The organism is Gemmatimonadaceae bacterium, from assembly GCA_020846935.1.
Taxonomy (GTDB): Bacteria; Gemmatimonadota; Gemmatimonadetes; order Gemmatimonadales; family Gemmatimonadaceae; genus RBC101.
The window spans coordinates 113495-126137 of the sequence record JADLCY010000002.1; the positions used below are offsets into that span (position 1 = coordinate 113495).

Here is a 12643-nt window from a genome sequence, read left to right on the forward strand (position 1 = left end):
CAACGTTATTCCGGCAAGTGCCGGGCGCAGCGACACGCAGCGTGGACCAGATGAATCTGCTGGCTACACCGGGGCGGACCGTGCGAAGTTCCGGTACCTGAACACTCAACCGGCGACCCATGCGCTACCGGGCAGTCCTGCTGATCGCCGCTTCATGGGGCTCGGCGTGCGCCCCACCCGTCCGGTCAACCCCGCCCGCCACCGCACTCACCGAGGAGGCGGCCTTGCCGGGCGCTTCGATCCTCATCGGCGCTGGCGATATCGCCACGTGCAGTTCGACTGGCGATGAGGCCACCGCAGCATTGGTCGACAGCGTGTTGCGCGCCGACAGCGTCGCCGGGATTGCCGACGCCGTGTTCGCCGCCGGAGACCTGGCGTATCCGTCAGGTCGCGCGCGCGACTTCGAGCGTTGCTGGGCGCCGTCGTGGGGCGACCCATCGCGACGCATCATGAACAAGATCCGGCCCGTACCCGGCAACCATGAGTATGAGACCGAGGGTGCGTCTGGGTACTTCGCGTACTTCGGTGGGCGCACTGGCCTCACGGGAAAGGGCTACTATGCGTACGACCTCGGCACATGGCGCATATACGCGCTCAACAGCGAGATCGCCGTGAACTCGCGGTTCAGCGCCAGTGATCGACGGGCACAGGTCGAGTGGTTGCGCAGGGATCTCGTGGACAACCCGCGCGCGTGCACCGCGGCCTATTGGCACCATCCCCGATTCAGCTCGAGCTATCACGGCAGCGACCCCGACGTCGCCGCGCTCTTCAGCGTCCTGCATGCGCATGGCGTCGACGTGGTCATCGTGGGACACGACCACACCTATGAACGCTTTGCGCCACAGAATCCGGCCGCGGTGATGGACTCGGTGCGTGGCGTTGCTCAGATCGTCGTCGGCACCGGAGGCGCAGACCTGCGCGGCTTCCGACGGCCGGCTCCCAACTCCGTCGCGCGCGTCCAGGGGTACCACGGCGTCCTCAAGCTCACGCTCGGTGCCGGTGAATACCGACACGCTTTCCTCGATACCGAAGGCCGCATCTGGGACCCGGGGCGCGGGCGCTGTCACTGAGCGCGACGTTCCCGACAGGGGCCTCCGAGGACTACTGCAGCGCAGCCGTGAGTCGTGCGAGGTTGTCGAGCAGCTGACCCGCGAGCGGCCGCGCCCGCCACGTCGCGAGGTCCAGGACGTCGGTCTGCGGGTGGTACGCCGCCTCGACGCGGCGCAGGTCGGCCACCACTCCGCGATCGTACGCCAGCAGCGTGATCTCCAGGTTCAGCGTCAACGACCGCATGTCGAGGTTGCTGGACCCGATCACCGCGAGGTCATCGTCCACGGTCAGGTGCTTCGCGTGCAGCAGCACGGGCGATCGCAACAGGCGGATCTCCACGCCGGCCTGGAGCAGTTGTTCGTAGTACGAGCGTTGGGCGTGGGAGACGAGGTATTGATCGACCACGGACGACGAGTAGAGCGTCACGTGCACCCCGCGCTGCGCGGCGCTGGTGATCGCCGTCATCAGGGCCTCGTCAGGCACGAAGTAGGGGCTCGTGATGACCAGTCGCTCACGCGCGGCGTGGATGAGCGCCACGAACACTTTGCGGTTGTTGTCGTCGGCGTAGCCGGACCCGCTGGGCAACACCTGACCGAGCACTGTGTTCGCCCCGGAGCACGAGACGGGCGGCGGGCCAAGGACCTCGCCGGTCTCCGAGTACCAGTCCGTGCGGAAGACGGCGTCGAGTTCGGCGACCAACGGCCCCGTGATCCGGGAATGCAGGTCCACATAGTACAGCCCCCGTCGGCGATTGCGCGCGAGCAGGTAGCTCCGATCGATCATGTTCATCGAACCGGTGAACGCGGTGTGGCCGTCGGCCACGAGGATCTTGCGATGGTTCCGCAGATCCGGCCGGTTCCAGTGGTTCGAGAACGGACGCAGCGGCAACATCCAGCGCCACTCCACACCGGCGCGCGTCAGGCGCTCGCCCATCGCGGCCCGGCCGGGGTACTTGTGCGAGCCGATGTGGTCCATGAGGAGCCGGACCTTCACTCCGCGCCGCACCGCCTGTTCGAGCGCGACGAAGAACGGCTCCGTCGTGGCGTCCATCGCCATGATGTAGAACTCGACGTGCACGTACTCGAGGGCGCTCGATACGGCCCTCGTCAGGCTGGCGATCGCTTCATCGTAGTCGGGCAGCAGCTCGATGCGGTTCCCGACGCAGACCGGCATGCCTCCCAGGTTGCTCGCGAGTCGCACGAGCGGTTCCGCGCGAGCCGAGATCGGGGGTGCGAAGACGGGGCCGAGGATGGGATCGTGCTGCACGGCGCTGACGGCGGCCGCGATCCGTTCGTCGATGCCGCGTTGCAGTTCGCGCCGACGACGCGACAGCTTGGGCGATCCGATCAGCCAGAACAACACGAGCCCCACGTACGGCACCAGAAAGATCAGCATCAGCCACGCCGTCGCCGACCCCGGCCGCCGGTTGCGCGGCACGACGAACAGCGACGCGAGGACGATCAGCCACGAAACGCCATACGCGATGGCGGTGACGAATCCCCAGACGGGAAGGGTCAGGCCGACAGGGAGCGCAATCACCCTCCCGGACTCGTGAAGATGCCGTTGAACAGGAACTTGAACGTGCCGTGCGGCTGAGCGCGCTGCAGGATCTGCGGCCCGAAGAACAGGATCCTCCCTTTGCCGACCCGCGCCTCGGCCGCCGCAACACCGCCCTCGAGGTAGCGCTCACCCCAGGCCCACCCGCTGCGCAACGGCGACGCGGTATCAAACCATGCGATGCGTCGCACACCCTTTGCCTGCGCGTCGGCACCGAGTCGGAACACGGGACTGTCGTCGAAGAACACGTCGACTTCGCCCGGCATCCCGGCGGCCACCGGATGCGTGGTGTCGACGCGAACCCGCAGCAGCGAGCCCGGGACGTAGAACTTCGTGCGCGGAAGCGGCGCACCGTTCTCCACGAGGTGGCTCTCGATCGGCAGCTGGAAGAACGCGGCAAGGTTGGCGGCCGACTCTCCGATGGCGAGGACCGTGCCACCGGCTTCGACAAACTCCCGGATGCGCGGCAAGGACCGCTCGACGGTCACGCGACCGACGTGTTCGCGGTATTCGGCGGGCAGGTCGGGGATCGGCGCCGGGTCGGCGCCGCGACGCGATCCGGCGGCCGGAATCGCGCCATCGACAAACACGAGCACGTCGAATCGCGCGCCGAGGTTCCCCGCGTCCAGGGTCGGCGCGAACACGCGCTCGAACGGCACCTCGAACTGCTCCATGATCCAGCGCGTCCACCCGCTGGGCATCGAGCCTCCGTACTGATCCCACAGGCCCACGCGCGCCTGACGAGCACGCACCACCGTCGCCGGCGCCCGCACGTTGGTGCCGGTGAAGTTCACGCCGAGCTCCCGGGCCATGGCGTCGAGGGCGCGGCGCGTGGTCGACGTTGAACGCACGAGGATCGAACCCGCCGGCCACGTCACCCCGGCCGACGTCAGCGGCGCCGACAGGTATCCGACGTCTTCACCCGCCCTGAGGAGGCGATTGACGGCGATCACGGCGTTGTTCACGCGACGGCTGCTGAGAAACGCGCGACTCCCCGCCGCGGTCGTGACCACGCCCGGTGGCGGCGCCACGTTCCAGTCGGTGATGGGCTCGAACGGGCCCGTGAACCCTTCGAGGATGCGGTCGAAGGCCACGCCCATCTGCAGGGCGAGCGTCCACCCCGCGTTGTCGTACGGCGGCGTGGGCGGGCCGCCGGGAATCGGGAAGACGTCCGGATGCACCTGCGGCTCGAACATGTCGATGACGTGCGGGCGGAACGCCTGTGCCGTGAGCACCACGTACGACCCTGCCGGATACCTCTTGCCACGCACCTCGAACGCGCGCGTGGCCCGCTGCACCGCGATACCCGTCTCGCGCAGGGCGTTCACGAACTTCGTCGCGGTGGGAAAGTCCGCCTGATCGGACGGAATGATGTAGCCGCGGGGATCACGGAGTTCCGGGCGCCGGAGCTCGTTCCAGTTGGCGAGATCCCTTTCCAGGTCTGGGGCGACCGCATTGCCGATGCGCGACGCGAGCGCCGCATGTCGCTTGGGATTCGGCGTCCAGGTGTCGGTGTTCCCGCGTTCGATCGAGCGCCGCCCCATTCGGTAGATGTTGTAGAGCAGGTTCTCGCGCATGCGCGCCGCGTAGTCGAGCACCGCGAGGTTGAGCGAGACCGAGTAGTCGACGGACTGCCGGAAGTGCCATGCCTGCGGAGCGATGGGAAACGCGAGGTCCGCCGAGGGGAGTTGCCGCTGCATGGCGAGCGGAATGCGCATCGGCGTCGGGCTGCCGATCATTTCCGTCAGCAGGGCGATCGTGTTGTGGAAAGCCGCGGTGTTGCGGATGCCGCCGTTCCACCAGCCGTCGTACGGTCCCCCGGATCGCATCGTCGCGCCGGGCTTGTCCTCCACGGCGAGCCGTGTGTGCATGGCCGCACCTAACGCCTGGAAGCCAAGCAGGATTGCCGGATCGAGGTTGTAGTTGTACGGATCGCGGAGCGGCGGAGACCAGACGACCGTGCCGGCGGGACCCGACTGGTGGTGATTGTAGAGAATCTGCGGCGACCACTCGTGATACAGGACGCGATTGATGTTCTCGGTCTCGGCCTGCGTCGACGCAAAGAAGTCGCGATTGTTGTCGTGCCCGATGTACTTCTGGTAGAGACGTGGCACACCGGCGAGTGTTCGCTCGCGCGGATTCGTGCGGCGCATGTACCAGTCGGCCACAAGGTCGTTGCCGTCCGGGTTCGCGTGCACAAAGAGGATGATGACCTCGTCGAGGATGCGGCTCGTCTCGGGGTCGTTCGCGCTCACCATCCGATACACCGTTTCGCCGAGCTGCTGCGCCCCGAGCGTCTCGGTGGCGTGCAGGCCACCGTCGATCCAGACCACGGCCTTGCCGTCCCGGGCGAGCGCGCGCGCTTCGTCGTCGCCGAGCCCCTCGGCGAGCGCGAGGCGTCGCGAAGTCGTGCGGTACTGTTCGAGTCTTTGGTGGTTTTCTGGCGACGTGACGATCGCCATCAGGTGGGGTCGCCCCTCGGCGGTCTTCCCGATCTCGCGAAGCACCAGTCGATCGGACTCCCGGTCGAGCTTGGCCCAGTAGGCCGCTATCTGCCGGTAGGTCGCGAGGAAGTAGTCGTCGCCGAAGTTGGCACCGAACTCCTCCTTTGGCGTGGTGATCCGGCCCTGGGCGAGCACGGCACCGGGCGCCAGGGCGAGCGCGAGTCCAGCCCCAAGTCGGCGGGCCGCGCGCAGCGTGGGACGTGGGATGGTCGGCATGCGCCGAACTTCGGGCTGGACGCACGCGGGGACAAGGGCGGGTGGGAAGCGCGAACGAGTATGCGCATTCGCACTCCGACGCCCGGCCGGCGACGTGGCCGATGGGGTGCCGCCGCTCGACAACACACGCACGCGACGCTCGACGATCGACCCGAGGCTCGCGCAGGTCGTCGCGTGCGGGGCGGCCGCCGAGGCGCGCGCATCCGACTTGACGTGACCCCGCGAGCGATTGAGTCTCCCGGTACGTCCATTCGACCACATGCGCATCATAGACCTTGGAACCTGTCTGGCTCTGCTCGGTGCCGCCATTGCACTCCCGGCCGTAGCCCTCACACAGGCGGTGGCGCCGCCGGTCGAGAGCGCTCCGCTCCCCGCGACGCAGAAACGCGCTGCGCTGCGCAACCCTGCAGCGGCCTTCTGGAGAGTTCGTGCTCCAGACACGGCGTACCTCGAGATGGAGACGTCGCGCGGGACGATCTCCGTTGCGCTGATCCGCGAGTGGGCGCCGCACGGCGTCGACCGCTTCTACAACCTCGCCCGTGCCGGGTACTTCGACGACTCGCGGTTCTTTCGGGTGCTGCCATGGTACATCGCGCAGTTCGGCATCGCGGGTGATCCTGCCGTGTACGCGATCTGGAGTCGCCGGAAGATTCCGGCGGATTCGGTCCGTACCACGAACGCGCGCGGCACGCTGTCGTTTGCGCAGTATTCGCCGAGCGAGCGGACGACCAACGTGTTCATCAACCTTCGCGACAGCCCGACGCTCGACTCCCTTGGCTTCGCACCCATCGGTCGCGTGGTCGCCGGGCAGGAGGCTGCGGACAGCCTGTACAGCGGATATGGCGAAACCCCATCGATGGCCGCGCCGATCGGCAACCCGCGGCGGCTCTACGGCGAATCCAATCGATACCTCGACCGCGCATTTCCCCGCCTGGATCGCATCGTGAGGATCACGGTGCAGGCCCGCAGCGTTCCGGGCGCGATGAAGGATTCGGTGCCCCGGTCCCCGTGAACCGTTTCGCCGCATACCTTCCCCGCTTCGCCTCCCCTCTGGTCTGCGCAACATGCGAACAGGCTTGATCCTCTGCAGCACGGTCCTCGCGGGCACGCTCTCGGCCCAGGACGTGACGTACCGCCTCCCCATTCGCGAGCATGTGTTCTCCAACGGGCTGCGACTGCTGGTCTGGCAGCGCCCGGGAGACGCGCGAGTGGCGGCCAAGATCTTCACCGACATGGGCGGAGTGATGGAGACGCCTGGCTATGCGGGCGCAGCCCACTTCCTCGAGCATCTGCTCTTCAAGGGCACGCACACGTTAGGCACGACCGACTGGGCGGCCGAGCGGCCCATCGCCGATCGCATCGTGGCAACCGAAGCGGCGCTTCTGGAGGAGGAGAATCGGGCGCGAAATGCGCTGCAGGAGCGCGGCGTGTTCCACGACTACGCGCACGCTCGGACGACGCCCCGACGTGACTCGCTGCGCTCCGCCCTGGCCGCGCTGGAGCGCGAGGCCGACCGGTACCGCGACAACGGCGCGATGCTCAAGTGGTACCAGGCGTTCGGTGGCGCCGCCATCACGGCCACCACCGAGCAGGAATGGATGAAGTTCGACGTCAATCTGCCGAAGGAACGGATCGGCCTGTTCCTTCGCGTGGAGGCGGACCGGATGCAGAATGCCGTGTTTCGCGAGTTTGACCAGGAGCGCATGATCGTGGTCGAACAGCGCCTCGGAGACCTGAACCGACCCTCGACGCCGTATTACGAGGCCATGAGTGCGCTGGTTGGTGTCGCGCACCCGGTCTTCTGGCCCGAGGGCTGGCTGTCGGACTTCGCCAGCTATACGCGCGCCTCTCAGCGCACGCTCTACCAGGCGACCTTCGTGCCGAACAACACGACCATCGTGCTCGTGGGTGGCGTGTCGCTCGAAGAGATGGTGCCGCAGGTGGAGCGATACTTCGGGTGGATGGCGCGTGCGCCCGAGCCGCCGCGGGTCAAGGCCGTCGAGCCGCAACCGCAGGCCGAACGACGGTTGACCTGGAGGTCAGAAGACCTCGAGCCACGCGTCGAAGCCCGCTTTCTGATCCCCGGCGTGGGGCACCCGGACCGCCCCGGGTTCGACGTGTTGAGTGAAGTCATCGAACTGGAGCTGGCGGACGCGCTCGCAGCCGCCAACCTGTCCGCCCGCGTGGATGCCAACACTCGCGTCATCCACACCTCGCGCTTCGGCGTGCCCGGTTCGATCAACGTTGAAGTCGTGGTGGCAAACGAGGGCCAGCTGGCCGCCGCGGAACGCGTGCTCCTGGCCGGCCTGGAACAGATCAAGGCATCTCCCGTCAACCCGGCGCGACTCGCGCTCGCCCGAAAGCGCCTGCGAACCCAGTGGCACCGCACCGTGCTCGAAGCCGACCAGGTCGGGTTCGAGATCGGGCACTTTCAGGTCATGGACACGTGGCAGACGTTAGGCGCCTACCTGGACGCGCGGGAGCGCACGACGGCCGACGACCTGAAGCGCCTGGCCGCACGCTACTTCATCGACGCGAACCGTTCCATCGGGATCGTCAGGCAGCCCGACCAACGGAGGAGCACGCAATGACCATGACACGCCGGCTCTGCCGAGTCCTGCCGCTCGCCGTCCCGCTCCTGTCATCGGGTGCGCAGGACTACACGCATCCGCGCGTCATGAACCTGCCGGCACCATCGTTCCGTCGGCCCGATCCTGCGCCGTTGCAAGGCCGACTCCCCAACGGCCTCGTGGTGTACGTGGTCGAAGACCGCACGGTACCGCTCGCAACCCTCTCGGCCGTGGTGCGGGCTGGCTCCGGCGACGAAACGATCCCGGGGCAGATCGAAAGCCTCACGCAATCGCTCCGATCCGGGCCCGCCACGCTTTCGCCCGGTGAGTTTCAGCGCGCGCTGGCCGAGATGACCGCAGAGTTCCAGGTCTCGGTTGGTCCCGACCTCACGACGATCACCCTCAACGTCCCGGTGGAAGATCTGGAGCGTGCGCTCAGCCTCTTCGCGGGCCTGCTGCGTCAGCCGCGCGTCGTGGCGGCTCCGGCTGCCGGACGCGCCTCGGCGTTGACCGATGGATCGATGCCCGGAGCGGTCTTGCTGTTCGAGGAGCTCGTGTATCGCGGGAGGCCCTATGGCGGGCCCCCGCCAAGCGCGTCCGATGCGCGGGCCACCCTGGCCGATGTCGAGGCGTTCCATCGCCGGTACTTCGTCCCCGGCAACGTGGTCGTCGCCGTCGCCGGCGACGTGAGCACGGCCGATGTGCGCGAGCGGCTGCGTGTCGCGTTAGGCGCCTGGCGCGGCTCCGCCGCTCCGTCGCGCGGGCCCCTGCCCGCGTCCGGCATCCAGCCGTCCGCGGCGGGCCGGGTGATTCATACCTATGATGTCGACAAGCTGCAGGGCTGGCTCGTCATGGGTCACGAGCTGCCGGTCCCCCCGGTGGCGGACGAAGCACCCCTCGCCGTGATGAACTACATCATGGCCGGCGACCACCTCGGCGGACGCATGTTCATCGAGGCCCGTGACCGACGCGGCCTCACCAACGACGAGATCGGTCACCCGGAGCCCAGGCTGCGAGGCCCGGGTACCTACACCATTCGAGCAGCGGGCAGGCCCGAGTCCATCACGCAACTCATCGACATCGGCCTGCGCGAGGCGGAGCGGATCCGCACCACCTTGGTCACCGGGGAAGAACTCGCGATTGCCAAGGGGGCGCTCGCCGACGGCGAGTTCGCCTACCAGTTCCGCAACGGCCACAGCACGGCGCTCACACTCGCGCGCGAATGGGCGATGTACGGAGACCACCGCCGTTCGGCCACGCTTCCCGAGCGAACACGCGCCGTTACCGCCGCGGACGTACAGGCCATGGCGCGCAAGTACCTGGCGCCGGAGCGGATGCACATCGTTCTCCTCGGCCCCATCGCGGCCATCAGGGAAGCCACCGCCAAAGGCAATCACCCGCCGCTCGAACAGTTTGGGGTCGTCCGCAGCGGACGTTAGGCGGCCTCAGCGCCCCGGGGCGGGCGCGGGCCGCAGAGTGGCTGCCGATGACCGCAGCCACTCGCCGCCTAACCGCCGCGACGCATGCTCCGCTCCGCGAGGGAGGGCGCCAGGCGATTCACGAGCGAGAGGAGCCGAGCCTTGCCGACCACGATCTCATGGCGGTCAGATGTAAATCCGCGCCAGAACTCGTCGGCCAGATGCGCGGGGGACATCTTGCTCGTGCCTCGACCGGCCGTCATGGCCGTGTCGACCAGCGGGGGGACCAGCTCGAACACGCGAACGTTGGTGCCCTCCAGCTGCCAACGCAGCGCCCTCGAAAAGCTGCGGAGCCCAGCCTTCGTGGCGCAATACACAGCCGCGTTCTCCTTCGGCACCAGCGCGAGCGCGGAGGAAACGTTCACGATCGCCGCCGATGGTGCCGTCACCAGCCGCGGAACGTACGCGCGTGCCAGGAGAACGGGGGCGACGAGATTGATGCCCAGTTCGTTTTCGATCTCGGTGGGCGAACTGCCGGCAATCGTGCCGTTGACCTGAACGCCTGCGTTGTTGACGAGGATACTGATGTCGCCGTACCGCTCCACCAGTTGGCTTCGGTGATCCGCCCGAGTCAGGTCTGACACGCAGGCCTCCGCCCCTGGCAACGCCGCGGTCGCCCTGGCCAGCGCTTCTCCTGAGCGCCCAACAAGGATCACGTGGTTCCCGAATGCGTGAAACTTCGAAGCGAGCGCGAACCCGATGCCGGTCGCACCACCCGTGATGAGCACGCGATGATCAGTGGGCTTCATGAAACGACGTTGCGTGCGATGTGTGAGCTCGTGTCGCCTGCGCGGCACCAGCGCCAGGAGCGGTCATGGTGGTTCCGGGCACGGCTCCGTTGACAATCCGCAGGGTCAGCGGACATCGTTGCCCGCCTTCGTTTGACCCCTTCGACCACGATCATGCCGCGACTCCCCCTCCTGGCCGCTGCGCTCCTCGCCCTTCCATGCGGGTCGACCGGCATGGCACAAAGCACCGCTCGACCAGGGATACCGAATCTATCGGGAAGGATTCTCACGGTGAACGGGCCGATCGATCCGGCAACCGCGGGGCCCACGTTGATGCACGAACACATCTTCATCGACTTCAAGGCGCCGTCGACGGCCAGCGGTGAAGGCGTGGTGCTGCCGCAGGATCGGTCTGCCCGGGGCCCGGAGCCTAAACAGCCGCAGGACTCCACGCCGAGGCGTTGGGCGCGTGGGGTACCGGGGTGGGCTCGACTCGACAACTACGATGAGTCGCTGGCCGAGATCATGGAGTTCAAGCGCGCGGGCGGCGGTACCATCGTCGACGTCACCAACTTCGGACTCACCCGAAACCCCGAGTGGCTCAAGCGCATCTCCAACGCTTCCGGCCTGCACGTCGTGATGGGAGCGGGCTGGTACCAGAAGGCACTGCATCCCGGGGACATGACAGAGCGCACCGTGGCAGAGCTGACGGATATCATCGTGCGCGACATCACCCAGGGCGCACAGGGCACCGGCATACGCTCGGGGATCATCGGCGAGATCGGGGTGCAGGGGCGACCGCTCACCGCCAACGAGATCAAGAGCATCCGGGCCAGCGCTCGCGCCAGTCGGCTCACGGGCGCCCCGATGTCGTTCCACATGGGAGGCGGCACGCCGGAGGAGAAGCAGCGCACCATGGACATCGTCGTCGAGGAAGGTGTGGACCTGAATCACGTGGTCATGGGCCACAACGGGTCCGGCGACGTCGAGGCCATGAAGCGCATCACCGACCGTGGCGCCTACATCGAGTTCGACTACATCGGAGATGCACCGCAGGAACCCGACAATGGCGCGTCCCTTCGGCTGATGGCCGAGCGGCGTGCCCAGCAGATGAAGGCCCTGATCGACGTCGGGTTGACGGACCGGATTCTCGTGGCCCACGACGTGTGCACGCAGTCGCAGCTCAAGAAGAACGAGGGCGGCGGGTTCGCCTTCACCTCGACCCTGCTCATTCCGGCACTGAGGAACCTCGGCGTCACGGACGACATCATTCGCCGCATCATGATCGACAACCCCCGGCGCGTGCTGACGTTCGTCGCGCCGCAGCCGCCGCTCGCTCACCAGACGCGGAGCGAGTTGGCCCGGTGAACAGACGGAGACTCGGGTCGCAGGGACTGGAGGTGCCGGCGATCGGGCTTGGCCTCATGTCGATGAGCATGTCGTATGGGCCCCCGGAGGAGCGCGATGAACGGGAGTCGATCGCCACGATCCATCGCGCCATCGACCTCGGCTGCACGTTCTTCGATACCGCCGAGGTGTACGGCCCTTACACCAATGAGTCGCTGTGCGGGCGTGCACTGGCACAGATCGAGGGAGCCCGCGACCGCGTGGTGATCGCCACGAAGTTCGGCTACCGGATCGCGAGCGACGCGCCGATGGCGGTGGCGCCCACCAGCGGCCTGAACAGCCGACCGGACAACATTCGGCGTGTCGTCGAGGGATCACTGCGTCGGCTGCAGACCGACCGGATCGACCTGCTCTATCAGCACCGAGTCGACCCCGAGGTACCTATCGAAGACGTCGTCGGGGCGATGTCGGACCTCGTTCGCGAAGGCAAAGTCCTCTACCTCGGACTGTCCGAAGCCGGCGAGCGCACGATTCGTCGTGCCCATGCCGTGCACCCGATCTCGGCGCTCCAGAGCGAATACTCTCTGTGGGAGCGGAACCTCGAGCCGCGGATCATCCCGCTGCTGCGCGAACTGGGAATCGGGCTCGTGCCCTTCGCACCTCTGGGCCGCGGCTTTCTCACCGGCACGGTCGCGCGCGCCGAGGAACTGGCACCCGACGACTTCCGACGCGGCGACCCTCGGTACCAGGGCGCAAACTTCGATGCCAACGTGCGCGCGGCGTCGGTCGTGAAGGACCTCGCGGCGCGCCTCGACGCGACGCCTGGTCAGGTCGCGCTCGCGTGGCTCCTGCACCAGGGCGATGACATCGTGCCGATTCCGGGGACCAGGCGGCGAGTGTATCTGGAGGAGAATGTCGCGGCTGCCGACGTGCGCCTCTCTCCGGAGATGCTGGCATCGCTCGGCGCTGCGCTCGCGCCTGACAGGATCTCCGGGCAACGGTACAACGCCGCCCGCATGGCGCATGTAGACCGCTGAAGACGCGGCTGCACGCGCTCGCGCCCGCTGCTTTTCGCAATCTCGTGAGCGGGCTCCGCACCATGTCCCAACGGACGGGAACTCACTCCCACCGACGCGGTGCGAAATCGGGAGGTCAGTGCCGGCCAGTCGCCACGATGAGAAGGTGCCGCGACG

General features: G+C 67.5%; 9 protein-coding genes. 6 read left to right on the forward strand and 3 right to left on the reverse strand.

The window, feature by feature from the left end:
• The first annotated feature begins 119 nt into the window (after positions 1-119).
• A complete protein-coding gene (locus tag IT361_04430) occupies positions 120-1070 on the forward strand; it encodes a metallophosphoesterase (GenBank protein ID MCC6316919.1) in 951 nt (316 codons plus the stop codon).
• A gap of 31 nt (positions 1071-1101) precedes the next feature.
• Here IT361_04430 and cls read toward each other — a convergent pair whose 3' ends face one another.
• Together cls and IT361_04440 are read right to left on the reverse strand one after the other, a co-directional pair.
• The gene (gene cls, locus IT361_04435) at positions 1102-2568 is read right to left on the reverse strand and encodes a cardiolipin synthase (protein MCC6316920.1); all 1467 of its coding nucleotides are present in this window, start codon (positions 2566-2568) and stop codon (positions 1102-1104) included.
• Positions 2569-2585: 17 nt separating this feature from the next.
• Entirely contained in the window at positions 2586-5327 is a 2742-nt protein-coding gene (locus IT361_04440) for a peptidase (protein MCC6316921.1), read from the reverse strand.
• A 259-nt stretch (positions 5328-5586) separates the two neighbouring features.
• Between IT361_04440 and IT361_04445 the strand changes: the two genes are divergently transcribed.
• From IT361_04445 to IT361_04455, 3 genes are read left to right on the forward strand one after another with little or no spacing between them, the layout of a single operon-like run.
• On the forward strand, positions 5587-6339 hold the full coding sequence (locus IT361_04445) for a peptidylprolyl isomerase (GenBank protein ID MCC6316922.1): 753 nt from the start codon (positions 5587-5589) through the stop codon (positions 6337-6339).
• A gap of 52 nt (positions 6340-6391) precedes the next feature.
• Positions 6392-7918 (forward strand): insulinase family protein, encoded by a 1527-nt coding sequence (locus IT361_04450; GenBank protein MCC6316923.1) that lies wholly within the window; start codon positions 6392-6394, stop codon positions 7916-7918.
• Positions 7915-9336: an insulinase family protein gene (locus tag IT361_04455; protein MCC6316924.1), complete on the forward strand. Its 1422-nt coding sequence runs from the start codon at positions 7915-7917 to the stop codon at positions 9334-9336. Before IT361_04450 ends, IT361_04455 begins: the two co-directional genes overlap by 4 nt.
• A 68-nt stretch (positions 9337-9404) precedes the next feature.
• Here the strand turns inward: IT361_04455 and IT361_04460 are convergent, their stop codons facing one another.
• Positions 9405-10124: an SDR family oxidoreductase gene (locus IT361_04460; GenBank protein MCC6316925.1), complete on the reverse strand. Its 720-nt coding sequence runs from the start codon at positions 10122-10124 to the stop codon at positions 9405-9407.
• 213 nt (positions 10125-10337) lie between these two features.
• Between IT361_04460 and IT361_04465 the strand changes: the two genes are divergently transcribed.
• The gene (locus tag IT361_04465) at positions 10338-11471 is read left to right on the forward strand and encodes an aryldialkylphosphatase (protein MCC6316926.1); all 1134 of its coding nucleotides are present in this window, start codon (positions 10338-10340) and stop codon (positions 11469-11471) included.
• A 56-nt stretch (positions 11472-11527) separates the two neighbouring features.
• The gene (locus IT361_04470; GenBank protein ID MCC6316927.1) at positions 11528-12487 is read left to right on the forward strand and encodes an aldo/keto reductase; all 960 of its coding nucleotides are present in this window, start codon (positions 11528-11530) and stop codon (positions 12485-12487) included.
• Positions 12488-12643 lie beyond the last annotated feature (156 nt).